Origin of the sequence: Pedococcus bigeumensis, from assembly GCF_006438965.1 — a bacterium.
GTDB lineage: Bacteria > Actinomycetota > Actinomycetes > Actinomycetales > Dermatophilaceae > Pedococcus > Pedococcus bigeumensis_A.
Genome location: NZ_RCZM01000001.1, coordinates 433654 through 457933, shown reverse-complemented (window position 1 = coordinate 457933; position 24280 = coordinate 433654). Strand labels below are relative to the sequence as shown.

Sequence of the window (24280 nt, the reverse complement as noted above, 5' to 3'; positions counted from 1 at the left end):
AGCAGGCTAGCCCGCGGGGGTGCGGATGGTCTCGAGCTGTCCATCATCGAGACGGATCTCGCCGTCGGCCTCCTCGGCCGCCTCGGGGTCGTGCGTCGCCATGATGACGATCGCGCCCCGCCGGGCTTCGGCCCGCAGCAGCGCCAGGACGCGTTCACGGTTGTCGTGGTCGAGCTCGGAGGTGGGCTCATCGGCGAGCAGCACCCTGCCGCGCAGGGCAAGGCCACGGGCCACCGCCACCCGCTGCTGCTGACCGCCGCTCAGCTCCTCGGCGAGGTGGCTGCCGGACTCGTGCAGACCGACGGACTCCAGCGCTGCCTTGGCCCGTCGCTGGGCCTGCTCTGCGCGCACCCCGCGCGCCAGCAGCGGCAGCGTGACGTTCTCCTCGGCCGAGAGCAGGACCGCGAGGGCACTCCCCTGCGGGATCACCTCGATGCCCAGGCGGGCGGCCTGGGCGCGGTCGCGGACCTCTTCGTCGCCGATCCGGACGGTGCCCTCGCAGGCCACCGCGCCACCGATCGCCCACAGCAGGGACGACTTCCCGGCACCGCTGTGGCCCGTGATGGCGATGAACTCGCCGGCATAGGCCTCAAGGTCTGCGTCGACGACCGCGACCGTCGACCCGTAGCGGACGGTCACACCCTCCACGCTCAGGGGCGGCGACTCCACGTCCTCGAGCTCCGCACCGTCCCCGGGGCGGTGTCCGTCGGTCATCGCCCAGACGTCCGCGTCACCCTCGCGGCGGTTATTACTCATCCGTCTCACCCCTGCCCTGCGGGATCAGCGTCCAGACGCCGTCGACCTCGTGCACCCGCACCAGCGCCCCGGGAGGGAATGCACCCACAGCTGCGGGCGGAAGGGGCAGCGAGCCGTCCGCTGACACCACGGCATACGCCTCGCCGGAACGGCCCTCGCCACCGACGCGGCCGTCGCGGATGGTGACCGTGCGCGGCAGCCGCGCGGCCACCTCGGGGTCGTGGGTCACGACCACGACGGTGGTCCCCCACTCCTGGTTGACCCGGTGCAACGTGTCGAGCACGAGGTCGCGGGACGAGTGGTGCAGCTGCGAGGTCGGCTCGTCGCCGAGCAACAGTCCCGGACGGCTGGCGAGCGCGACCGCGAGCGCCGCGAGCTGGAGCTGTCCCGGCGGCAGCGAGTCGAGCGGCGCGGTCGCCGCGTGGTGGAGGCCGACGAGCTCCAGCACCTCACCGGGCGGTGGCACCTCACGACCGGCCTTGCGGGCCGAGCTCTGGGCGAACTCGACGTTCTGGCGGGCAGTGAGGTAGGGCAACAGGTTTCGGGTGGCGCCCTGCAGGACGAGGCCCACCTCCGCGGCGCGGAACCGGTCGAGGTCGGCTTCGGACATGGTGGACAGCTCGTGCTCCCCGACGAGCACCCGGCCCGCGCTGGGGCGCATCAGCCCGCCGAACAGCGTGAGCAGGGTCGACTTGCCCGCGCCGGACGGACCCAGCAGCCCGACCACCTCACCCGGGTGGACGGTGAGGTCGACCCCGGACAGGGCTGCCACGTCGTGGCCCTCAGCCCGGTAGATGTGGACGAGGCCGCGCGTGGTGACCCGCAGCCCCCTGCTGGAAGTGCCGCGACTCTCGGAGCTCCCGCTCACCCCAGTCAAAGCGCTGGTGCTCACAGTGACTCCCTGATCCGTCGCAACGTGATCCTGCGCCCGGCACCCACGGCGGCCAGCCACCCCACGGCGACCAACACCAGGCCGGCCACCACTGCGGCGCCGACGATGGCCAGGGTGTCCGGTGCGAGCTCGAGGGCCGGCACCGGGTCGGAGGCGCTGTCGAACAACGGGATCAGTGGCATCGCGATGAACGAGCTCACCGCGCCGCAGATCACCCCCACCACGGTGCCGACCAGGACGAGCACGACCTGTTCGCGCACGAGCGAGCGCCGCAGCTCCTTGAGCGGGACGCCGGACATGTGCAGGGCAGCGAGGTCACGCGCCACGACCCGCCAGCCGGTGACCGTCATGACGAGCACCACCAGGGCTGCGAGCAGGACACCCATCGCACCGGTGAAGGCGGCCAGTCGCAGACCCCAGGCCGACGCGGACTCGTCGAGGCGGTCCTTGGCCGTGGCCACGCTGTGCCTGGCCAGGACGCCGACCCCTTGCGTGGTCAGGCTCTGGGCCACGGCGTCGGCACGGGCAGGGTCGCTGACCCAGACCGAGAGCGTCCCGCTGTCGGGCAGGCGACCACCCAAGCGAGCCAGCGTCTCGTAGTCCACGAGGACCCCCTGGCCGCCCAGGACCGGGAGGGTGTCGACCGTCTGCTGGACGGCTGCCGTCAGCGGGGCACCGTTGATGCCGACCGCGTCGAAACCCTGGGCGGAACCCCCGGGCGGCATCGGACCTGCGAGCAGGCCCGGGACGACGGCCGGGACGTCGGCGTGCGAGAGCTCGAGCGCGAAGCCCGTGCTGACCAGCTCGAGGGCAAGGGTGTCGCCCGTCGCCGGCACCTGCTTGAGCGCGTCTCCGCTGCTCGTGGCGGGCGCGACGAACGGGTTCCACTGGTTGGGTGCGGCGAGGTCGAGGGACTTCCCGTCGATGCCCAGCCCGGTGATGCTGAGCGTGCCGCTGACCTCACTGGCCTGCTGGTCGGTCTTGCGGAACTCGAGCCCGTCGAGACGGCAGCCGTCCGGGCAGAGCAGCAAGCCCTTGAGCTCGGCAGATCCCTTGCCCTGCAACGGGACCTGGCCGATCACCCGCGTCAGGCGCTGACCTTGGGGCGTCGTCACCGAGATGCGCAGCTCGGAGGGCTCCTCCGAGCCCGGACCCACCCCGGGAGGCAGCGGGGCCCCGGACTGGCCGGTCGGCCGTTGGGCGAGCTGGCCCTCGGGGGTGGTGAGGTTCCAGGCGATCCGGCCGGTGACCCGCGTGCCACGGAGCTGGACCGGCGCGATGTCGGGTGGGGCGAGCGCGCCCAGTCGGTACGGCTCACCAGGCGGCGCGAACGACGTCTCCTCGAAGTCCCTGGTGACCACCGCCATGGTCGCCGTCGACTTCTGGTCGGTGCGTCGGACGATCGCCACGGGGCTGGCCTTGGTACCTGTCGGGTCGATCGCCCGCACGGTGGCCAGCAGGCTGGCGGGGTTGCGGCTGTCGGTGTCGATGACGGCGGGGGCACCGGTCTGCACCTGGGCTCGCGCCGTCCAGTTGCGGTCGCCCACGACGAGTGCGTTGGCGGCGAACACGGTGAGCGCCACGGCGACGCTGACCACGGTGACGACCTTGCGCAGCGTGGGCCGGCGCTCGAGCCCGAAGGCGGTCAGGGCCGGCCCGATCCGACCCCGGCGCAGGTTGGCGCGACCGCTGGCACCTGCGACCGGGACGGCCAGACGGGAGGCGACGAGTCCGGCAGCGAGGGCGATCAGGGTCGGCGTCACGAGGGCCAGCGGTCCCCCGAGCGTCCCGGTCGCCAGCCCGATGAGGCCGAACGCGGCCAGGGCCACGGCCAGGATGTCCACGATCCCGAAGGCCCGCGCACGCTCGCGGGACACCCGTCGCAGCAGGGCCGAGACGGTGAGCCGCTGAACGGGGCGCGCGGCGAGCCAGATGGCCACCGCGCACACGACGGCCGACGCCGCGAGCGCCAGGACGGAGTACCAGGGCACCTCGAACGGGACACCTTCGGGAAGCAGGAACCACCGCACCAGGGTGGTCAGCAGGAGCGCGAGCAGGAACCCGATGGGCAGCCCGATCGCGACGGTCGCGGCGAGCTCCCCCATGACGATCCGCCCGGCCCCCTCACGGCTGCGGCCGCGGAGCCGGGCCAGGGCCACCTCAGGTCGCCGCTGCTCCACCGCGGCCTGCGCGACGAGCAGCAGGATGGCCGCCGCCAGCAGGCCCAGCTGGGCCATCAGGAGCGGGACGATGACGCGCAGCTGGTGCTGCCCCACCCGGATCCCGTCGATGATCGTGGGCAGCTGGGTCTCCACCAGCGCGCCGTCGATCCCCTGTCCGGCCGCCCGGTTGCCGCCCTTGGCAGCCAGCACGTCGGAGATCTGCTGCAGGTTGCCCAGCGTGAACAGGTCGCGTCGCAGCGGCAGCGTCAACGTCGCCTGCGCCACGCTCCAGTCCTTGGTGAACGTCGCCTCGGGGGTGACGAAGTCGTCGATGGCCGGCACCTGCTCGAGACCGACGTCTATGAGCGAGCCCGACTTGCCGTCCAGCTGGGTGCGCAGCCAGTAGCCCTCGTCCGGCACGACCTCGTAGGCCCCGACGACCTTGAGGGTGGCGGTGGGCTTCTCACCCTGGCCGAGACCGGGCACCGTGGTGTCGAACGTCTTGCCGAGGGGCCACTTCCAGGCGGCCATGTCCTTCGCGGAGACCAGCACCTCGCCGACCGCCTTGGGACAGGTGCCGGTGGTGATCTTGAGGTGCTGGCAGACCTGGTCACGTGCGACGAGATCTCCCGGCGAGTGCTTGAGGCCGGCCTTCGGCACGATGCTGATGGCGTCGGACATCTGCCCGATGGGGTCGCCGTAGAGCACCTGCACCGAGGCCGGGACATTGCCGGAGAGGGCTGCACTGGCGAAGCTCGGGTTGGCCGTCCCCCGGCCGGCTCGGACCACCAGGGCCGTGTCGGCGATGCTGGCCGAGCTGATGCTGGAGCGTAGGAGCGCCTGCTCGAGCGCCCGCTGGTAGAGCGGCGCGAACACGGCGCAGGTGGCGATCAGCGCCGACAGCAGCACGAGGACCCCGGCCTGGGCTCGGCGATATCTGATCGCAGCCCACATGCCGTCAGTACCTCCGTGCGTCCCGGTTCGTCCCCTCGGGCCGGCGTCTCGTGCCGGTCCCGGTCCCGCTCGACCCTAAGGCGGATTCATCCGGCAGTGGGCCACATTCCGGCAACAATTCACGCTCGGAGGGCGTGCCAGCCAGCGTTCCTTGCGGACGACTCCCTGGCTGCTCCTGGGCTACTCCTGGGCGTCGATCGCTGCTTCGAGGCGGTCGAGCTTGGCGGTCAGCTCACCGGCATACCCGTCGCGGATGTCGGCCTTGAGCACCAGGCTCACCCGCGGGCCGAACGCGGCCACGGCGTCGACCGCACCCTTGACCACGGCCATCACCTCGTCCCAGTCCCCCTCGATCTCGGTGAACATCGACGAGGTGCGGTGCGGCAGACCGGACTCGCGCACGACGGTGACGGCGGCGGCGACCGCCTCACTCACCGAACCGGTGGTGTCGGCGGGGATGGACGGGGCGACGGAGAAGGCAACGAGCATGACCCCACCGTATGCCGCGTGGCCGGCACCGCGGCACGCGCCCGGTGGGTTGCCGCAGCCGGCTCACGACTGGCGCAGGAGGAAGGCCGGGGTCACCTCGACGGCGCGGAACCCGAGGCGCTCGTTGATCGAGACCATGTAGCCGTTCTGCTCGGCGTTGCAGGTCAAGATGCGGGTGCGCTCGGGACCGATCCGGGTCTGCAGCTCCTTGAGGGCACGAGCCTTCATCGCCATGCCCAGGTGGTGGCCCCGGTGCTCGGCCGTCACGAGGGTGCCCCACTGCCACACGTTGGGCAGGTCCTCGGGCGGGATGACGAGATCGGTGTACCCCACGACCTCACCGGCGTCGCTGATCGCGAGCGTCGCGATCTTGCGACGCCCCTGGCGCCGGCGCTGGTCCTCGTGGACGCGGACGAGCTCCGGCGTGAGCGACTCGGGCTCGAACTCCAGGTCGCCGCCCGGGGCATCGACGGCGAGCCGGTTGTGGGCAGCGCACAGTGAGGGCAGCAGCTCGTCGGGCAGCGGGTCCTCGAACGCCTCGATGCGGTAACCCTCGTGGTGTGGGGCCGCTTCGGCCATCAGGGCGTCGAGGTCGACGTCCTCCACGGGCAGCGTCCGCACCCGGCGGATCTCGGTGTTGGCCAGGACGAAGCCGTTCTTCTCCGCGAACCTGCGGTAGGGGTGGTCCTCGCGCCGGTCGAACGGATAGGCCGACTCGATGACCAGGTCGGTGCGGTGGTCCGCTCGGCAGATCGCGACGAGCTCGGCCAGCACGGCCGAGCCGATGCCCCGACGACGACGCTCGGGTTCGACCCAGGGCATCAGCCAGGACAGGTGCGTGTTGTCGTTGGTCGCCGAGAACGCAATGCCTGCTCCGACGATCTCCTCGCCGTCGATCGCGACTACGCAGTCCTTGCGTTCGGAGGGGTCCTCCTCGGTGAGCTCGATCCGCATCTCGTCCAGGCCCCACGTCGTGGCGTAAGGGCGCTCGAACCGCTCGGCGCGGTCGCCGATCGCGTGGAAGCGGGCAAGCTCTGCCTCATCGTCGGTGTTGAGGCGGCGGATCTCCATCCCTCGACGGTAGGCCCGCAGAGTTGGTGCCCGCCAATGGTTTTCCTGCTCAGCCGACGGCCACGCCCACGTCGAACTCCCACCGTCCTGACGCCCGCCCGGACGAGAGGACTCGGTCGAGGGTGTCCGCATCGACCTCCGGCGGGACGTCGACCGCCACCACTCCGAAGTCGGTGCCGTGGGCCGCACACCCGACGCCCTGGAGCTCGGCCACGATCTCGTCGAACGACGTGTCGCCGTGCGGGACCACCCGCACCGTGCCGTGACCGGACGCGAGCATCACGGACGTCACCCACCAGCGGTCGTCCTCCTCGGTCTGGATGACCGAGACGATGTCGTCGACCGCGATGCCGTTCGTGAAGACCGGGACCCCGACCACCGTGCAGGCACCGTCGTGGCGCAGCTCGACGTCGAGCTCCTCGCTGTCGAACGGCGGGTAGCCGCCCTCGTCCTGCTCGAGCGACACGTAGGCGTGCATCGGGTCCTTCCGGTTAGAGGTGGTTGGGCACACGGACGGGCTCAGGGCGCGAGGTGGGCGTGTACCAGTGCCACGGTGGCGGCGCCCTCGCCACTGGCGGAGGCGACCCGTTTCATCGAACCGGCGCGCAGGTCACCGGCCGCGAAGATCCCGGGCACGGTGGTCTCGAGGGCCGCGGGTGGGCGACCGTCGGCCCACTGCGACATGGGCACCTCGCGGCCGGTGTAGACGAAGCCACGCTCGTCGCGGGCGATGGCGTCCGGGAGCCAGTCGCCGCACGGGTCGGCGCCCAGCAGCAGGAACAGCCCACCGGCGTCGACGCGGTGGGTGCCGTCCGGGCCGGTCAGCGAGAGCCACTGGAGGTAGGAGTCACCACCACCGTCGACCACCCGGGTCGCGGTCCGCACTGTGACCCGGGTGGTGGAGGCGATCTCCCGGATGAGGTAGTCCGACATGGTCGTCGTCAGGTCGGGGCGCCGCACGAGCAGGGTGACGCTCGCGGCATACCGGGCAAGGTAGACCGCCGCCTGGCCCGCGGAGTTGCCGCCACCGACGACGAAGACATCGCGGCCCTCCATCTCCCGGGCGGCGCTGGTCGCGGCGCCGTAGTAGACGCCCAGCCCGACCAGCTCCTCGAGCGCCTCGATCCCGATGCGGCGGTAGGTGACCCCGGTGGCCACGAGCACCGTCTTGGCGCGCAGCTCACCGCCCTCGGTACGGACCACGTGCGCGTCTCCCGGGCTGGCCGCCGGCTCGATCGCCTCGGCGGCGACCCCGGTGTAGATCCGCGCGCCGAACCGGGTGGCCTGGAAGCGGGCCCGTTGGGCCAGCCGCATGCCCGAGATCCCGCGGGGGAAGCCGAGGTAGTTGCGGATCATCGAGCTGGTGCCGGCCTGTCCACCCACCGCGTCGGACTCGATCACGACGGTGTCGAGGCCCTCGGAGGCGCCGTAGACGGCCGCCGCAAGACCCGCCGGGCCCGAGCCGATGACGACGAGGTCCGCGATGTCATCGGCATCGACGGTCTGTGGCGAGCCGTAGACCAGCCGGGCGACCTGACGGGCGGTGGCGTCCTCGAGGGCCGGGCCGACGACACCGGCCGCCACCACGGGGAAGGCCGGGGATGCACCGCTCTGCACCGATGGGAGCTCGCTCAGCACTCGCCGCCCGACCTCGCTGTCCGGCGAGTACACGCCGTGCGGGATGCCCATCCGGTCGAGGAAGTCGCGGATCCGTGAGACCTCGGCGCGAGAGCCGCCTTCGATGATCTGCACGCCCTCGACCTCTGGCGTGGAGGCGGTCCACCCCCAGTCGGAGAGGTACTCGGTGACGGCGGTGTGGAACTCCTCGTCGCGCGGGCCCTGCGGGATGAGCAGGTAGGTGTCGATCCGCCCCTGGCCGAGGGCTTCGCGCAGCTTCGGCATCGAGAGCCCGTAGTCGCCGCGGGAGGTCAGGCAGATCCGGCGCGCAGTCGGCAGCAGCGCGTGCAGCTCGTCGAGGAGGTCCAGTCCCACCTCGACTCCCGGCACCGACCAGCCGACACCGACCAGGGCCACGGGTTGCTCGTCCTCTGCCGCCTGGCGGACCAGCTCACGCCCGCCATCGGCGTCGTCCGCGCACAGGATGTCGTAATCCCTTGCATAACGCCCGAACTCGCTGTCCACCGTGGGAATGTGTTCAGCCGCGACGATCAACATGATCGCGGGGCGGACGCGAGCGGGGGTGGTCATGGCCGGGTCGTCACTGCGGGGTGTCGCTGTCGATCAGCCAGGAGTCGCCGTCCCGCACGACCGTGATCTTGTGGACCTCGTCGCTCTTGGTGTCGTCCTGCCTGGTGAACTTGAGCTGCGCCGTCACCACGCCGGTGTCGGCATTGGACTGCACGTCGCCGACCTCGACGGACTTGATGGTGCTCCAGAACGTCTCGTAGCCCTCACGACCGTCCGAGGAGCTCTGCATCTTCGGCGTCAGCTCGGCGAACGTCCCGTCGCGCTTGCCCGCCTTGGTGACGTCCTTGTAGTAGGTCTGGATGAACCGGGTCAGCTGCGCGTCGGACTTGGGTGGGGTGGTCGTCGTGGTCGTGGTCGACTTCGACGTCGTGCTCGAGCTGGAGCTCGACGAGCTGGACTTGGTCGTGCTCGGCGTCTCGGTCTTCGGAGGTGCCGTCACCGTCGTCGTCTGGCGCGGCGTGGGCGAGTTGGCGCCGAACCCGTCGGTGAGGGCGTACGCGATCCCGAGGCCGATCAGAGCCAGGACGACCAGAGCCACGATCCAGCCCAGTGCCCGCGAACGCTCGCCGTCGCGCGGCCCGTTCCCCCGCGGCTCGCCACCCTGAGGCGGGTATGCCGTGGGTGCCGGAACAGGCGACGGCACCGGGGGTGCTTCCATCCGCTGAGTGGTCTCGAGCGGCGCCGACAAGACCTCCGTGGCCCCGGCGGCCGCGGCCGCGGCTCCCGCTCGGAGGACCGCGCCAGGCGGAAGGGCCATCGTGGTGTCGCCGGCGGCGATCCGGCCCAAGCGATCGGACGCGGTGGCCATGTCCCAGCGCCGGTCAGCGTCCTGGTCCATCATCGCCGCGATGGCGCCACCGAGCGGACCCGCCTGCTCCATCGGCCGGGCGTCGCCCCGGGCGATGGCCTGGAGGGTGGCGAGGGGGTTGGCCTGCGACTCGTACGGCGGCTGCCCCTCCACCGCGTAGTAGAGGGTCGCGCCGAGCGCCCAGACGTCAGTTGCCGCATTGGGGTTGCCGCCACGGGCCAGCTCGGGCGACAGGTAGCCGGGCGTTCCCGTCATGAACCCGGTCTGAGTCAGCTGGTCATCGGTGTGCGCCCGGGCGATCCCGAAGTCGCTGATCTTGGGAGTGCCGGCCTTGTCGATGAGGATGTTGCCCGGCTTGATGTCCCGGTGCACGATGCCACGCTCGTGCGCCCTCGCCAGGGCGCTCGCCACGGCGGAGCCGATGGCCGCGACGCGGGTGGGCGGCAGGGCCCCCTCGTCGCGGATCTGCTCGGCCAGGCTCTGGCCCTCGACGTACTCCATCACCAGCCAGTGCGAGTCGTTCTCGTCCACGACGTCGAACACGCCAACGGCGTGCGCGTCGTTGAGGGACGCGGCGATGCGGGCCTCTCGCATGGCACGCGCGACGCCGGCCGAGTCCCCCGGAAGAGCACCGATCTGCTTGACGGCCACCTCGCGCCCGAGGACCGTGTCGCGACAGAGCCACACGGTGCCCATCCCACCGCTTCCGATGGAACGGATCACCTCGTAGCGTCCGGCGATCACCTGGGGCTGCACTGGGGTCCTTTCGGTCGGGTCCGGGGTTCACCCTATTCGCCGCTGGTGTTCCTTGACACTCCACCGCCCCCGCGTGCGACGCTGCCGGGATGCGACCGAGCCTGTACGAGTTCGCCGGGGGCGACGAGGCGTTCCTCGCCCTGGCCCGCGCTCACCACGAGCGGTGCCTCGCCGATCCGTTGCTCAACCACCCGTTCAGCAAGCAGGACATGAACCCCCAGCACGTCGAGCGGCTCGCCGCCTACTGGGCCGAGGTGCTCGGCGGACCAGCACGGTTCTCCGAGCAGCTGAGCGACCACTCGTCGATGCTGCGCATGCACGCGGGCAACGGCCCCGGGATGCTCGAGCTGGGCCCGCGGTTCGTCGACTGCTTCGTCGCCGCCGCCGACGACGTCGGGCTGCCGGCGGATCCGGAGTTCCGGGCGGCCCTGCGGGCCTACATGGAGTGGGCGGTCGCCGACGTCAACGAGTTCCACGAGTCGGGGGCGAGCGTCCCCGCCGGCTTCGGTATGCCGCGCTGGGACTGGGACGGCCTGGTCACCTCCGGCCGCGACTGAGCACCTCTGCCGGCCCGGCGACCGCGAGTCTTTGCAGGATCCGCCACGTCCTGACGTGGCGGATCCTTCAAAGACCCACCCCTGGCCGCCTCGGACTGCGGGAGGGCGCTCAGGCGAGGGCGGCCACGATCTGGTCAGCCGCGGCATACGGGTCGGTCGTGCCGTCCACGACGGCGGCGGCGAGCTCGTCCACGCCGTTGCCGTGGCGCAGGTCGCCCATCTTGGCGCGCAGGGCCTGCAGCGCGATCGACTCGATCTCGTCTCCTGCGCGTCGGATGCGACGCTCACGCAGCGCGCCGGACTCCTCCATCCACGCGGTGTGCTTCTTGATGGCCTCGATGACCTCGTCGATCCCCTGGCCTTGCTGCGCAACGGTTTTCAGCACCGGCGGGCGCCACAGGTTGGGCTCAGTGCGGTCACCCAGGGAGATCATGTGCCGGATGTCGCGGACCGTCGCGTCGGCGCCGTCGCGGTCGGCCTTGTTGACGACGAAGAGGTCGCCGATCTCGAGGATGCCCGCCTTGGCGGCCTGGATGCCGTCACCCATGCCGGGCGCCAGCAGCACGATCGTCGTGTCAGCGAGGCCAGCGACCTCGACCTCGGACTGGCCCACGCCGACGGTCTCGACAAGGATCACGTCGCACCCGGCCGCGTCCAGGACGCGCAGCGCCTGGGGCGTGGTCCACGAGAGCCCGCCCAGGTGACCGCGGCTGGCCATCGAGCGGATGTAGACGTCGGGGTCGAGGGCGTGGTCCTGCATCCGCACCCGGTCACCGAGCAGCGCACCACCGGAGAACGGCGAGGACGGGTCGACGGCGAGGATGCCGATCCGCTTGCCCTGCTTGCGCAGTGCGCCGACGAGCGCGTTGGTGGACGTGGACTTGCCGACGCCCGGACTGCCGGTGATCCCGATGATGTGCGCTCGGCCAGTGTGGGGTGCGAGGGCTGCCATCACCTCACGCAGCGCCGGATGGCCGTCCTCGACGAGCGAGATCAACCGCGCCACGGCACGAGGCGACCCTGCCCTGGCCGATTCGACCAGGGCAGGGACGTCGACGGTGCGGGGAGCCACTCAGGCCTTGGCGTCGGCGGCGTCGGTCTTCGGCACGCGCACGATGAGGGCGTCGCCCTGACCGCCACCGCCGCATAGGGCGGCTGCGCCGATGCCGCCACCACGACGGCCGAGCTCGAGTGCGAGGTGCAGCGCGATCCTGGCTCCGGACATGCCGATCGGGTGACCGAGGGCGATCGCGCCACCGTTGACGTTGACCTTGTCGACGTCGATGCCAAGCTCCTTGGCCGAGGCCAGGCCGACCGCGGCGAAAGCCTCGTTGATCTCGACGAGGTCGAGGTCGGCGGGCGTGATGCCCTCGCGCTCACAGGCCTTGGCGATGGCCCGCGCGGGCTGCTGCTGCAGCGTCGAGTCGGGACCGGCGACCATGCCGTGTGCGCCGATCTCGGCGACCCAGGCGAGCCCCAGCTCCTCGGCCTTGGCCTTGCTCATGACCACGACCGCGGCGGCGCCGTCGCTGATCTGGCTGGCCGTGCCGGCGGTGATGGTGCCGTCCTTGGAGAACGCCGGGCGCAGCTTGCCGAGCGTCTCGGTCGTCGTGTCGGCGCGGATGCCCTCGTCGGTCTTGAACTCGAGCGGGTCACCCTTGCGCTGCGGGATGGAGACGGTGATGACCTCGTCGTCGAACAGGCCGTCCTTCCAGGCCCGGGCGGCGAGCTGGTGGCTGCGGGCGGCGAACTCGTCCTGCTGCTCGCGGCTGAACTCCTGGTCGCCGGTGTTCGCCTGCTCGGTGAGCAGGCCCATCGCCTGGTCGGTGAAGGCGTCCCACAGGCCGTCGAAGGCCATGTGGTCGCGCATCGTCACGTCGCCGTACTTGTAGCCCTCGCGGGACTTCTCGAGCAGGTGGGGAGCGTTGGTCATCGACTCCTGGCCACCGGCGACGACGATGTCGACCTCACCCGCGCGAATCAGCTGGTCGGCCATGGCGATCGCGTTGATGCCGGACAGGCAGACCTTGTTGATCGTCAGCGCGGGGACGGACATGGGGATGCCGGCCTTGGCGGCGGCCTGGCGGGCGGGGATCTGCCCGGCGCCGGCCAGCAGCACCTGGCCCATGATCACGTAGTCGACCTGGTCGGGGCTCACGCCGGCCTTCTCCAGGGCGCCCTTGATGGCGAAGCCGCCGAGGTCGGCGCCCGAGAAGCCCTTCAGCGAGCCGAGCAGCCGGCCCATGGGGGTGCGGGCACCCGCGACGATGACGGAAACGGGACGATCAGACATGGTGACAAGGCCTCCAGCGCCATTGGGGACTACCTCCGTTCACTCTAATGCGGCACCGCTCGCACGAGCCCGCCCGGGCAGGTGGTCCTGCCCACACTGGGGTATGCCGCGTGGTGGCCTCCCGGCCCACTTGTGGCCGTCCGCGGTGCCGTCCGCGGCGCCGTCGGCGCGCCCGCTCAGGGACTACGGCGTCGCTACTCGAGGTTGGCGCGAGCGCGGGACTCGACGGTGATCGTCACCGAGCCGCCCATGGTGTCGAGCAGACCGCCGACCAGCGGCAGATCGGCCTGGCCGGAGATGCGGACCACCGCGGTCTGTCCGTCCGGGCTACCCGTACCAGGAGCCACCTGCCAGGCGAGCATGCTCTCCGGCCTCGGTCGCTCGGCGAGGTACTGCACCGCCGTCCCGCGGACCGTGGCGTCGTTGACGGCGACCGCCTCCCCCAGCCCGCCCCGGTAGGCACCGAGGTCCAGGGAGTCCGCCGCATCCAGGGCCGCGCCGTCGGCCGCGTCGAGCAGCCTCATCCGGGACAGCTGGACGGAGGTGACCGCGACCGTCCCGACGATGAGCAGGATCGCCACGATGCTGAAGCCGAGGACCAAGAGCGTCACCTGACCGGCTTCCCCGCCGCCACGGTGCAAGCGGCGACGGCAGGCCTCTTTCATGGCTGTCCCCTGAACCGGTCGACGACCGCCACGTGGCTGGCGGTGACAGGCACCTCCAGCGGCACCACGCCGCGGACGAACGAGGGGACCAGGGGTAGCGGCACCGTGACCGTCGTGGACATCTCGATCCGACCATCTGGGCGCAGGCACGGGGTGCCGTCACACTTCATCGTCAGCTGCGCCTCGTCCACGCCAAATCCTTGGTCCTCGAAGGCGATCCGTGCGGCGGCGAGAGCTCGCTCCTCGGCCGCCGCGGGCTCGGAAGCCGTCACGAAGGCCCGGCCGGCTTCGCGCGCCGCGGTCGACGCGGCATACGCCCCTGCCTGGATCCGGGACAAGGTCATCACGAGGTAGAAGAGCGGCACCATCAGCAGCACGGCGAGGAAGACGAACTCCACGATGGCGCTGCCATGCTCGCCCGCCGCCTTCAGGGCGAGGAGTCGCCGACGCAGGGCGAGCATCACTGCCGCTCCAGGAAGGCCCGGCCCACGAGGTCGAAGCCGCTGTCGGGACCGAAGGGGCCTAGGACGGGCAGCGGCGCCCGGACGTGCACGGACACGACCTGCACGCCGCCTGCATCCTCGACCTCGGCAGAGACGTCCTGGGCAAACCGAGCCGAGAGCGAGGCATCGATCAGCTCGCGAGTACGGGCTGCCCCATCGTCCGGGTCAGCGTCAGCTCGCGCGCCGAAGCGGGCGCCCTCGGAGGCACACGAGATGATGGTGTTGCGAATGTACAGGGCCACGCCGACCTGGAACACGGCGAGGAACAGCACGGACACGAGCACCGAGACCAGGACGAAGTCGACGATGGCAGCACCTGCTTCGCCCCGCCGTCTGGCCGCGGCCCACCGCACGAGCTACCGCCGTGCGCTGTTGAGCGCGTCGGTGAACAGCGCCTTGAGCTGGTCCTCGGCCACTGCCCACAGGGCCGCCACCAGGCCAGCCGTCATCAACGTGATCAGGACCCAGCCCGGGACGTCGCCACGCTCGTTGCGTCGGCTGCCGCCTCGGATGGCGCGTGCCGCAGCGAGCTGAGCGCGCACCACGGATCGGTGAAGGGTGGTCATGAGGTTCCTCTCGTGTGCTGTGGCTGGTGGCAGATCAGAAGTGCTGGTGGAGGTCAGATCGAGAACCGCAGGAAGGCGAAACCCGGGAAGACGGCGAACAGGACGGTGATCGGCAGCACGAGGAACACGACGGGGACCATCATCGCGATCTCCTTCTTGCCGCCGGCTTCCATGACGGCACGCCGCCCGGTCTCACGGACGTCCTGCGCCTGTGCCCGGAGCACGTCGGCCAGGGGCGTCCCCCGCTCGACCGCGATGACCATGCCGTCGACGAATCTCGAGAGGCTCATCAGGCCGGTGCGGTCGGCCAGCCCCTGCAGTGCCGTCGGCAGGTTGGCCCCGGCCCGCGCGTCAGCGAGGCAGCGCCCGAGCTCGGCGGACAGCTCGCCGTGCGAGAGGCGGCAGACGCGTTCCAGCGCACCCACGGCGCCCTCGCCCGCGCCCACGGCCAGGGCCAATAGCTCGGCGATGGTGGGGAACTCGCTGAGCATCCGCTGCTCACGCACGTTGGCCTCGTGGCTGAGCCACTGGTCGCGTGCAACGACGCCGACGCCAACGCTGCACAGCACGATGAGGACCGCCCGAACCACCGACCCGCCTTGGCCGAGCCAGATGACGCTGCCGAGGACGAGACCGACGAGCAGCCCTACAGCACCCCACAGGACCTGCTCGGCGCGGAACCGGTCGACGTCCGGAGCCTTGCCCGCTCGCAGCAGTCGTCGCTTGACCGACGCTGAACCGCCGAGGATGGACTCGATGCGACCGCCGAGATCGGCGACCACCGGCCCAGCCAACACCCGCAGGGCGCCGGTCCCGCCGACCTGGCGACTGGCCAGCAGCCGCGATGGGCGTGGCGCGTCGCGCAGGTAGGGCAGCAGCCGGTCGTTGAGGGTGGCCCGACGGTTGCGCGGCAGACCGGCCCAAACCAGGAGAAGCCCCAGCCCCAGTGCGAACCCGATGGCCGCGCCAGCCAGCGACGCGCTCACCGCAGCACTCGTTCGTCCTCGGGCAGCCGCCCGATGAAGACCATGATCCGGTAGGCCGCGGCCGACACCGCCGCGCCGACGAGCAGGATCAGCGTGCCGGTCGTGGTCGCATAGGCCTGGATCGACTCGGGTCGGGTGCACAGCATCGCCAGGACGATCCAGGGTGCCGCGACAGCGAGCCGGGCCGCGTTAACGGTCCACCCTTGGCGGGTCTCCAGCTCGGACCGGGTCCGACTGTCCTCGCGCAGGAAGGTCGAGAGGGTGCGCAGCAGCCGGCCGAGGTCGCTGCCGCCCACCTCCCGGGCGATCCGGAGCGACTCGACGAGCCGGTCGCCGACCGGATCGCTGAGCCGGTCCTTGAGCCGGTCGAGGCAGTCGTGGAACCGCCCACTCGCCCGGTAGTCCTCCGCAAAGGCGCGAAACGCCGGCCGCAGCTCCTCGGGCCCACGGATCGCCAGCTGGCTGAGAGCCTCCGGCAGGGCCAGGCCGGCACGTACGCCGGAAGTGATGTTGTCGACGGCGTCCGGCCACAGCTCGCGCAGGTTCGCACGCCGCCGCCTTGCCCGCATGCGCACCAGGGCGAAGGGTCCGTACCCCGCGATGAGGGCGAAACAGAGGGCCACCGGCCCCACGCGCGTGGTCGCGAGGACCAGCAGACCTACGACCACGAACGCCATCAGGCACGCCACGACCAGGCTGCGTGGTCCGACCGACTGATAGCCCGCTTGGACCAGCTCGTCGCGCAACCGGTCCATCAGGGAGGTACGACGCGGTCCCGACTGCTTCGGCTGCGGCACCCAGGCTGACCACCAGAGGCAGAACAGACCACACCCCAGCAGCAGCCCTACGACGATTCCGGTCACGGTGTCACTCCTGCGCCAACAGCGCTGCGACGTCGTAACCAGCCCGTCGGAACCGGTCCGTGTGCGGCGGGAAACCATCGGCACGACGCAGCACACCCTCGCGCTGGGTGAAGATGTCGGCCGTCTCGACGACGTCACCCTCGACCCGCCCGGGCACCGCCACGATCTCGCGCACCCGGCGGACGCCGTCGTGCTCGAGGGCGGCGTGCACGACGATGTCGATGGACCCCGCGACGGTGGGCACGACGAACCGGCTGCCGACGTTCTCCCCGGCCAGCAGCGGCAGCGTGCACATCTTCGTGATGGCCTCGCGAGCGCTGTTGGCGTGGATGGTGCACATGCCCGGGAGCCCGCTGTTGAGGGCGATCAGCAGGTCGAGGCTCTCCGCCTGACGCACCTCGCCGACGATGATGCGCGACGGGCGCATCCGCAGCGCCTCCTTGACCAGCCGCCGCAACGGGATCTCCCCGGTGCCTTCCAGACTCGGCTGTCGGCACTGCATCGACGCCACATCCCGCAGGGGGATCTTCAGCTCGAAGACCTCTTCACAGGTCACCACCCGTTCGCGTGGCGGGATGGCAGCACTCAGGCAGTTGAGCAGGGTGGTCTTGCCGGCCTGGGTGCCGCCGGCCACGAGGATGTTGAGCCCGGACGCGACTGCGGCGCCGAGGAACCGCGCCGCGTGCGGAGTCAGGGTGCCGAGTCCGACGAGGTCGTCGAGGTGGGAGGCCCGCACCACGAACTTGCGGATGTTGACCGACCAGTGTGCCCGGGTGATGTCGGGGATGACGACGTGCAGCCGCGACCCGTCGGGCAGGACCGCGTCGACGAAAGGGCTCGACAGGTCGACCCGGCGGCCGCTCGTCTTGAGCATCCGTTCCACGAGGTCGCGGACGCCGTCGGCGGTGAGCATCGTAGTCGTCAGCTCGGCGGTGCCGCCACGCGCGATGAACACCTTGGTCGGCTCGTTGATCCAGATCTCTTCGACGTCGGGGTCGTCGAAGTACGGCTGGAGCGGACCGAACCCCGCGACCGCATCCTTCACCGACTTCACGGCGTCCTCGATGTTGGCGAGCGCGGGCAGGCTGCCGTGCAGCGAGCGCTCGTCGTAGTCGGCCACCGCGTCGCGCACCAGGCGATCCAGCTCCACGACGTCCCGGGCAGGGTCGACCCCGGAACGCCGGATCAGCTCCCGCACCTCGGACTCGACGGTCATGACCGCGTCCACATCACCCTCCCCCTGACGTCTCCACCGCGTCGAGGCCAACCCCACGTCTAACCTCGTATGCGGACGTCAGCGGCATACTAGGGCGAAATCGGGCAGTCCGCCGCCCGTCATCCACAGGCGGTGGATAACTGCCGCGGCATTCACCTCCCGCTGCCTACCGTCGCCGGATGCGACTCCAGCTGACCGTCGTGCAGCGGTCCACAGACCTGGCCTCGCCCTCGACGGGTCCCCTCGAGGTGCAGGTCGAGGCTCCCCGGGGCTCCACGGCGCGCGAGCTCGCCGACGCCCTCGCAGGCACCCTCGCAGGCACCCTCGCAGGCACCCTCGCAGGCACCCTCGCAGGCACCCTCGCAGGCACCCTCGCACCCGCGTCCAACCACGGCGCCCTTCAGGCCCCGGCGATGTGGGTTGGCGGTGTCCTGCTCGCCGACGACGCACCCGTGGGCCGCGACCCCCTCGTCGACGGAGCGGCGATCACGCTGGGCTGCCGCACGGCTCTCGCACTCCCCGCAACCCGGGTCACCCAACGCACCCCCGTGGCACTGGCGATCGTCCACGGACCCGACGCCGGCCGGACGGTCGAGCTCGCTCCCGGTGTCCACACCCTGGGTCGCTCCGAGGAGGCCACCGTCTGTCTCGACGACCCGGGCCTCTCCCGACTGCACGCGTCCATCCGCGTCACCGCCGACGCCATCACGCTCGCGGACCTGGGTTCGACCAATGGCACCTACCTCGACGACGCACCGGTCGGCGCCGAACCGCAGTCCCTGGTCGTCGGTACGGTCGTCCGCGTCGGCGACACCCTTCTGGTGCTGCGCCCGGCCGGTGCCGTGCCCGCCGCCTGCACCGCGAGGGCGGACGGGACCCGAGCCGTCAACCGACGACCTCGTCTCCTCGCCCCTCCCACGCCGGTGTCGATCGCGCTTCCGATACCGCCCGATCCGCCTCGCCGCACCGGCGCGCCGTGGATCGCGATGGCGCTGCCCGTTCCGTTCGCAGCCGTGATGGCCATCTTCTTCGGACCGATGATGCTCGCCTTCGCGCTGATGAGTCCCATCCTCATGGCGGGCAGCACCCTCAGTGACCGCGTGGGGAGCAGACGCAGGTATGCCGTGGAGCACGCGGCATACCTGCGTCATCTCGCCAGCGCCCGCGAGCGGGTGGTGGCCGCCTGCGCCGAGGAGGCCCGGACGTTACGACGGTCGCTGCCGGATCCCGCCGAGACCCTCGCGATCGCGACGATGCCCACGGCCCGGCTCTGGGAACGGCGGCGCGCGGACGTCGATGCACTCACGGTCAGCATCGGGCGGTGCACCACGCCCGCTGCCCTGCGGGTCATTCGTCCCCCGGGCGATCCGGCTCCGGAACACCCTGCGCTGGAACGGGTTCCATGTGCCCTGCCGTTGGCTGACATCGGGGTCCTCGGTGTCTGCGGCGACCGCACTGCGGTGCTGGCGCTGCTCCGCGCCGTCGTCGGCCAGCTCGTCACGCTGCACTCGCCCCTCGATCTCGACCTGGTCCTCATCGCGGGGGGCGGGCGAGCCGACGACAGCTGGTCATGGCTGAGCCGACTCCCCCATGTCCGCCGCCCGGACGGCCGAGCGGGCGCACTGTGGGTCGCCAGCCTGGACGCCGACTCCACCGCCCGGCGTGCGGTCACCGAGCTGGCCCATCGGGTCAGCACGCGCCGGACCACGTCGACACCGGCTGGGAAACCCTGGTCCGGACCCCGCACGGTCGTCGTCCTGGACGGGGCGACAGCCCTGCGTGGCGTCCCCTACCTCGCCGAGGTCCTCGAGCACGGCCCCTCCGTCGGCATCTGTGTCCTGGCGCTCAACGACGACCGTGCCGAGCTGCCGTCCGAGGCCGGAGCGGTCGTCGACCTGACCGCGCCCGCCGGCGCCTCGCTGCACCTTCCGGGTGGTGCGGCCACCGACCTGGTCGTCGACCTGGTCGGCCCGTGGTGGGCCGACCGGCTCTCCCGGGGACTTGCCCCACTTCGCGACGCGACCCCGGGAGCCCAGGACAGCTCACTGCCGACCTCTCTCGGGCTTGCCGAGCTGTTGACCGACCCCGACAGCGCCGACGGGCTCAGCGCGGCCAACGCCGCTCGCACCTGGGCGCGACGCCCGCACCGCACGACGGTGCCCGTGGGCCGGACCACCGATGGTCCGTTCACGGTGGACCTGGCCACCGACGGCCCCCACGTCCTGGTGGCCGGCACCACCGGTGCGGGCAAGTCCGAGCTGCTGCGCAGCCTGGTCGCGTCGCTGGCGCTCCACAACCGTCCCGAGCACCTCTCCTTCGTCCTGATCGACTACAAGGGCGGCGCCGCCTTCCGCGAGTGCGACAACCTGCCCCATGTCTCGGGCCTGGTCACCGACCTCGACGACCACCTCGCAGACCGCGCCCTCGCCTCACTGACCGCCGAGCTCAAGCGCCGGGAGCGCCTCTTCGCCGAGGCTGATGTAGCGGACTTCGTTTCCTACCAGTCCTCGTCGTCGGCCAGCGCCTCCCCCTTGGCGCGGCTGGTGATCGTCATCGACGAGTTCCGGGCGCTGGCCGAGGAGCTCCCTGAGTTCGTCGACGGGATGGTCCGCGTCGCCGCTCTCGGGAGGTCGCTGGGCGTCCATGTCGTCGTGGCGACGCAACGGCCCGCCGGTGTCGTGACGGCCGACATCAAGGCCAACGTGAACCTGCGCATCGCCCTTCGGGTCCGCGACCGGGCCGACTCCGACGACGTCATCGACACCCCTGATGCCGCCGGGCTGGACCGGGCCGTACCCGGCCGCGGCTACGCCCGTGCCGGTGGTGGCTCGCTCGTGGCGTTCCAGGCGGCGCACGCGGGGGGACGTTCCCGCGCAACCGAGCCACGCGGCATACGCGTCAGGGTGGTGGAGTGGGACCGCACGTCGGCGCCGTGGCCGGACCCTACGGACGAACACGAAACGGTGACCACGGATCTGGCCACCGTCGTCCACGTCGTGTCGGGGGCTGCCGTCCTCATTGGTGCGCGCCCGGCTCCCAGCCCGTGGCTGGCGGCCCTGCCGACGCAGCTCGCGGCGGAGTCCCTGCCACCCGCCGAGTCTGCCTTCCGTGTCGCCATCGGACTCGCGGACGAACCTGCGGCGCAACGTCAGTGGCCCCTCGAGGTCGACCTCGCCGCGCCAGGGCACTGGGGCTTCTCTGGCACGTCAGGAAGCGGCCGCAGCACCGCCCTGCTGACAGTGGCCCGTCGGGCCGCGTCCGCCGTCGACCCGGCACACCTGCACGTGTATGCCGTGAGCGGAGGTTCGCTGTCCGGCGTCGAGTCGTTGCCCCACTGCGGCAGCCATGCGGTGTGGGACGACCTGCCACGTCTCCAGCGGCTGGTCGCCCGGCTCTCGGTCGACGTGGCGGACCGCCGGCAGCAGGTCGCCGCCAGTCGCCACGCCACCTTCGCCGAGTGGTGGCACGCGGGAGACCCCGTGGCGCCGCCCGCCTTGCTCCTCCTCGTCGACGACTGGGACGTCCTCGCCCAACGGACCGACGACGTCACGCACGGCGCCCTCGTCGAGAGGCTGCTGGGGGTGCTCCGGGAGGGCGCAGGAGTCGGGCTCACGGGAGTCCTGGCCGGTGACCGGGCCCTCCTGGTCGGCCGCGCAGCCTCGGCACTGACCCACCGTGTCCTGCTGCGGCTCGCGGACCGGACCGATGCGGTGCTCGCGGGTCTGCCGGCGAAGGCCCTACCCACCCACCAGCCACCAGGTCGGGGGGTGCTGCTCGACGGCACCGAGGTCCAGGTCGCCCTCCCACCGTCGTCCGGGCGGACCGAGGCGGGGCACGCGACCCACACGACCCGCCTGCCGTGGCGGGTCGACCCGCTCCCGCGGCGGGTCGACGCAGCATCACTGCCCCGTCCTGACGGGCCCGACGACACCGTGCTGCTCGGACTCGGCGGCGACGAGCTGACTTCCCTGGGACTGTCCCCAACCCGTGATGGCCGCCGGTGGATCGTGAGCGGCAGCAACGGTGCTGGTGTCTCGACCACCCTCACAGCACTAGCCGTCGGCCTGCTTGCTCGCAACCGTCGGGTCGCGGTCGTCGCCACGCGGCCTGGTCCGTGGGGGACCCTTCGCGACGACCCGCAGGTGGTGTGGTGCGACGACCCCGCGCAGCCGGGTGAGCTCATGGCACTGCGCCGGGCGGTGCCGGACCTGGCGGTACTGGTGGACAACGCCGATGAGCTGCTCGACACCCCGGTCGAGTCGGCGCTCAAGCAGCTGGCCGCGCTGGTCGACCGCGACGGTGGTCTGATCGTGGGCGGCTCAGATGCAGGCGTCCTTTCGGTGCAGTACCGCGGCCTCGCGGTCGAGCTGGCGCGACACCGGACCGGCATCATGCTTGGTCCGGCAAGCCCGGCTGAGGCGGACGTGTTCGGCGTGCGGGTGCCAGTCGACCGTGCTGCCTTGCCTGGTCGCGGCTACCTCGTCCGTGGCGGGGTGGCAACCGCCCTGCAGGTGGCGACCTGCGATCCGGTGCCGCTCGAGGCGACTAGTGTCAGGTGGTGACCCTCACCCCTGACCTGGCCTCCCTCGGCGAAGAGAAGTTCGTCTCCCTCACCACCTTCCGCAAGTCGGGCGTGGGTGTGCCCACCACCGTGTGGGTTGGCCGGGACGGTGACTCGCTGGTCGTGACCACTCCGAGCGGGAGCGGCAAGGTGAAGCGGCTGCGCAACGACGAGCGGATCGAGCTCCGGCCGTCCAGCCGTCGCGGCACCGTCAACACGTCTGTCCCCCCGGTCGCGGGAGTGGCTGAGGTTGTCGAGGGATTCGGGGCGACGGCTCGGTTGGGCGAGGTGATGGGCGCCAAGTACGGACTCGAGTACCGCATCGTCATGGGTGTCGAGCGGCTGCTCCGCCGCGGCGCACCGCAGCGCGTCATGCTGCGGATCACTCCCGCCGCTGACGCTGCCTGACGCAGACCTTGGTCCGGCAAGGGCCGCACCACGCCGCCGGTTGAAGCATTTCGCGGGTCATGGCCCACAGGATCCTTCAACCGGGCGCGACCCCAGGGCCAGGCCGCCTCACTCGGGTGAGACGTCCTCGGTGTCCGTGGTGTCGGCGCGGATCGCCGCCACGATTCCGACGACGGCCACGAGGATGACGAGCGCACCCACCACGCCGTGATCGCCCTGCACCAGGCTCCAGCCGACGGGGACGAGCAGCAGGTTCCAGACCACGGTCGGGGTGTTGGGCCAGTTGTCGCCACGCAGCCAGCCGCGCGCCAGCGCGCCGATGCCGACGGCGAAGACGGCGATCAGCAATGCGGACATGACCACCCGGGCAACATCGTCGGCGGAGTCCTGGGTCAGCTCCCACAGGTAGAACACGACGAACCCCAGCAGCGCCAGGACCTGCAGGCCGCAGACCCCTGCCGCCACTGATCTAAAGAGGTCGCGCGGGCGGGACGGAGCGGGGGCCGGACTGGTCACGTGCCTCAGGCTAGGGCCGCGCACGGATGTCGCGCACACGGCATACCGGCGAGGCAGTCGCGGCGGATCGGTCCTGCGCGGCATGGCCCGGACGAGCGCTCCGGACCACGGCGCGGATGGTCGCCTGTCGGCGGCGCGTGCCAGAGTGCTCGGATGGGACGCGTCGGGGCAATCTTCACCCCCTACTCTCCGCCGGAGGCGCTGCGCGACGCCGCGCGAGCCGCCGACGAGGCAGGTCTTCCTGAGCTCTGGCTCTGGGAGGACTGCTTCCGCGAGTCGGCTTTCGCCACGGCGTCCGCCGTCCTGGCCTGGACGACCCGCCTGCGGGTGGGCATCGGAGTGGCGCCCATGCCGCTGCGCAACGTCGCGCTCACCGCGATGGAGATCGCGACCGTCGAGCGGCTCTTCCCCGGGCGGCTGATCCCGGGCGTCGGGCACGGGGTGGTTCCGTGGATGGAGCAGGTCGGCGCGCGCGTCGCCTCGCCGCTCACCCTGATGCACGAGTACGTGCCGGCGCTGCGGTCGTTGCTCGCCGGCGACGAGGTCAGCACGACAGGCCGCTACGTCTCGCTCGACCGGGTCCGGCTGGACTGGCCACCGGCGACAGCACCTGCGGTCATGGTCGCGGGAGAGGGACCCAAGACCGTGCGGCTCACCGGCGAAGTCGGCGACGGCACCGTGCTGCCCGGCGGCAGCAACCCGGACCGCGTTGCCCGCACCCGTGAGCTCGCACTCGAAGGCCGCGCTGCCGCGGGGAGAGACGAGGCGCACGAGCTCGTCGTCTTCGTCTCCGCGGCCTTCGGCGGGGACGCCGCGCGGGCGCAGCTCGCGGGTGACCTGGTTCGCTGGACCGGTTCTGCGGATCCCGCCCTCATGGTCGTCGGCGAAACGGCAGACGTGGCGGCGGCCATCGCACCGTTCTTCACGGCCGGAGCGACCTGCGTGCTCCTCCAGCCCCGCGAGGGAGAGACCGACCTGGCGAGCTTCATGGCGAATGTGGGTGTGGTCAACCGGCTGGTCGGCCAAGGATGACCGGGATTTGGACGCGCC

Annotated in this window: 22 protein-coding genes; 4 read left to right on the top strand and 18 right to left on the bottom strand. The window is 71.4% G+C overall.

The genetic code is table 11. The features are described from left to right. Positions 1 to 6 precede the first annotated feature (6 nt). From EAH86_RS02045 to EAH86_RS02010, 8 genes are all read right to left on the bottom strand, one after another. Positions 7 to 756 carry an ABC transporter ATP-binding protein gene (locus EAH86_RS02045; RefSeq protein ID WP_241668134.1) on the bottom strand — a complete coding sequence of 250 codons (750 nt, stop codon included), beginning with the start codon at positions 754 to 756 and terminating at the stop codon, positions 7 to 9. Then, positions 749 to 1648 (bottom strand): ABC transporter ATP-binding protein, encoded by a 900-nt coding sequence (locus EAH86_RS02040; RefSeq protein ID WP_241668133.1) that lies wholly within the window; start codon positions 1646 to 1648, stop codon positions 749 to 751. Before EAH86_RS02040 ends, EAH86_RS02045 begins: the two co-directional genes overlap by 8 nt. After that, a complete protein-coding gene (locus EAH86_RS02035) occupies positions 1645 to 4764 on the bottom strand; it encodes an FtsX-like permease family protein (RefSeq protein WP_140736948.1) in 3120 nt (1039 codons plus the stop codon). The genes EAH86_RS02040 and EAH86_RS02035 overlap by 4 nt, the downstream gene beginning before the upstream one ends. A gap of 180 nt (positions 4765 to 4944) precedes the next feature. Then, positions 4945 to 5253, bottom strand: a complete 309-nt coding sequence (locus tag EAH86_RS02030) for a thiamine-binding protein (protein WP_140736947.1) — start codon at positions 5251 to 5253, stop codon at positions 4945 to 4947. A gap of 63 nt (positions 5254 to 5316) precedes the next feature. Further along, entirely contained in the window at positions 5317 to 6324 is a 1008-nt protein-coding gene (locus EAH86_RS02025) for a GNAT family N-acetyltransferase (RefSeq protein ID WP_161988544.1), read from the bottom strand. 49 nt (positions 6325 to 6373) lie between these two features. Then, positions 6374 to 6802, bottom strand: coding sequence for a DUF4265 domain-containing protein (locus EAH86_RS02020; RefSeq protein WP_140736945.1), 429 nt, complete (start codon positions 6800 to 6802; stop codon positions 6374 to 6376). Positions 6803 to 6843: 41 nt separating this feature from the next. Beyond that, on the bottom strand, positions 6844 to 8532 hold the full coding sequence (locus tag EAH86_RS02015; RefSeq protein WP_140736944.1) for an FAD-dependent oxidoreductase: 1689 nt from the start codon (positions 8530 to 8532) through the stop codon (positions 6844 to 6846). A 10-nt stretch (positions 8533 to 8542) separates the two neighbouring features. Beyond that, the gene (locus tag EAH86_RS02010) at positions 8543 to 10096 is read right to left on the bottom strand and encodes a serine/threonine-protein kinase (RefSeq protein ID WP_140736943.1); all 1554 of its coding nucleotides are present in this window, start codon (positions 10094 to 10096) and stop codon (positions 8543 to 8545) included. A gap of 89 nt (positions 10097 to 10185) precedes the next feature. Between EAH86_RS02010 and EAH86_RS02005 the strand changes: the two genes are divergently transcribed. Further along, entirely contained in the window at positions 10186 to 10653 is a 468-nt protein-coding gene (locus tag EAH86_RS02005; RefSeq protein WP_140736942.1) for a group II truncated hemoglobin, read from the top strand. Positions 10654 to 10762: 109 nt separating this feature from the next. Here the strand turns inward: EAH86_RS02005 and meaB are convergent, their stop codons facing one another. The 9 genes from meaB to EAH86_RS01960 form a co-directional block, all read right to left on the bottom strand. Next, on the bottom strand, positions 10763 to 11725 hold the full coding sequence (meaB, locus tag EAH86_RS02000) for a methylmalonyl Co-A mutase-associated GTPase MeaB (RefSeq protein WP_140736941.1): 963 nt from the start codon (positions 11723 to 11725) through the stop codon (positions 10763 to 10765). Next, entirely contained in the window at positions 11726 to 12946 is a 1221-nt protein-coding gene (locus tag EAH86_RS01995; RefSeq protein WP_140736940.1) for an acetyl-CoA C-acetyltransferase, read from the bottom strand. A gap of 194 nt (positions 12947 to 13140) precedes the next feature. Continuing rightward, positions 13141 to 13557 (bottom strand): pilus assembly protein TadG-related protein, encoded by a 417-nt coding sequence (locus tag EAH86_RS01990; RefSeq protein ID WP_161988543.1) that lies wholly within the window; start codon positions 13555 to 13557, stop codon positions 13141 to 13143. A gap of 50 nt (positions 13558 to 13607) precedes the next feature. Next, the gene (locus EAH86_RS01985) at positions 13608 to 14072 is read right to left on the bottom strand and encodes a pilus assembly protein (protein WP_140737476.1); all 465 of its coding nucleotides are present in this window, start codon (positions 14070 to 14072) and stop codon (positions 13608 to 13610) included. After that, on the bottom strand, positions 14072 to 14467 hold the full coding sequence (locus tag EAH86_RS01980) for a TadE/TadG family type IV pilus assembly protein (RefSeq protein WP_140736938.1): 396 nt from the start codon (positions 14465 to 14467) through the stop codon (positions 14072 to 14074). The genes EAH86_RS01985 and EAH86_RS01980 overlap by 1 nt, the downstream gene beginning before the upstream one ends. 3 nt (positions 14468 to 14470) lie before the next feature. Further along, positions 14471 to 14680, bottom strand: coding sequence for a hypothetical protein (locus tag EAH86_RS01975; RefSeq protein WP_140736937.1), 210 nt, complete (start codon positions 14678 to 14680; stop codon positions 14471 to 14473). Positions 14681 to 14733: 53 nt separating this feature from the next. After that, positions 14734 to 15666, bottom strand: coding sequence for a type II secretion system F family protein (locus EAH86_RS01970; RefSeq protein WP_140736936.1), 933 nt, complete (start codon positions 15664 to 15666; stop codon positions 14734 to 14736). Continuing rightward, positions 15663 to 16529: a type II secretion system F family protein gene (locus tag EAH86_RS01965; RefSeq protein WP_140736935.1), complete on the bottom strand. Its 867-nt coding sequence runs from the start codon at positions 16527 to 16529 to the stop codon at positions 15663 to 15665. Before EAH86_RS01965 ends, EAH86_RS01970 begins: the two co-directional genes overlap by 4 nt. Positions 16530 to 16533: 4 nt before the next feature. Then, a complete protein-coding gene (locus EAH86_RS01960; RefSeq protein ID WP_241668132.1) occupies positions 16534 to 17745 on the bottom strand; it encodes a CpaF family protein in 1212 nt (403 codons plus the stop codon). Positions 17746 to 17924: 179 nt separating this feature from the next. Between EAH86_RS01960 and EAH86_RS01955 the strand changes: the two genes are divergently transcribed. Beyond that, positions 17925 to 22307: an FtsK/SpoIIIE domain-containing protein gene (locus EAH86_RS01955; RefSeq protein ID WP_140736933.1), complete on the top strand. Its 4383-nt coding sequence runs from the start codon at positions 17925 to 17927 to the stop codon at positions 22305 to 22307. After that, the gene (locus EAH86_RS01950; protein WP_206665699.1) at positions 22304 to 22714 is read left to right on the top strand and encodes a PPOX class F420-dependent oxidoreductase; all 411 of its coding nucleotides are present in this window, start codon (positions 22304 to 22306) and stop codon (positions 22712 to 22714) included. The genes EAH86_RS01955 and EAH86_RS01950 overlap by 4 nt, the downstream gene beginning before the upstream one ends. 108 nt (positions 22715 to 22822) lie before the next feature. Here EAH86_RS01950 and EAH86_RS01945 read toward each other — a convergent pair whose 3' ends face one another. Continuing rightward, positions 22823 to 23230: a hypothetical protein gene (locus EAH86_RS01945; RefSeq protein WP_140736932.1), complete on the bottom strand. Its 408-nt coding sequence runs from the start codon at positions 23228 to 23230 to the stop codon at positions 22823 to 22825. Between the two features lie 153 nt (positions 23231 to 23383). Here EAH86_RS01945 and EAH86_RS01940 point away from each other — a divergent pair, with 153 nt between their 5' ends. Continuing rightward, positions 23384 to 24262, top strand: coding sequence for an LLM class flavin-dependent oxidoreductase (locus EAH86_RS01940; RefSeq protein ID WP_140736931.1), 879 nt, complete (start codon positions 23384 to 23386; stop codon positions 24260 to 24262). Positions 24263 to 24280: the final 18 nt, after the last annotated feature.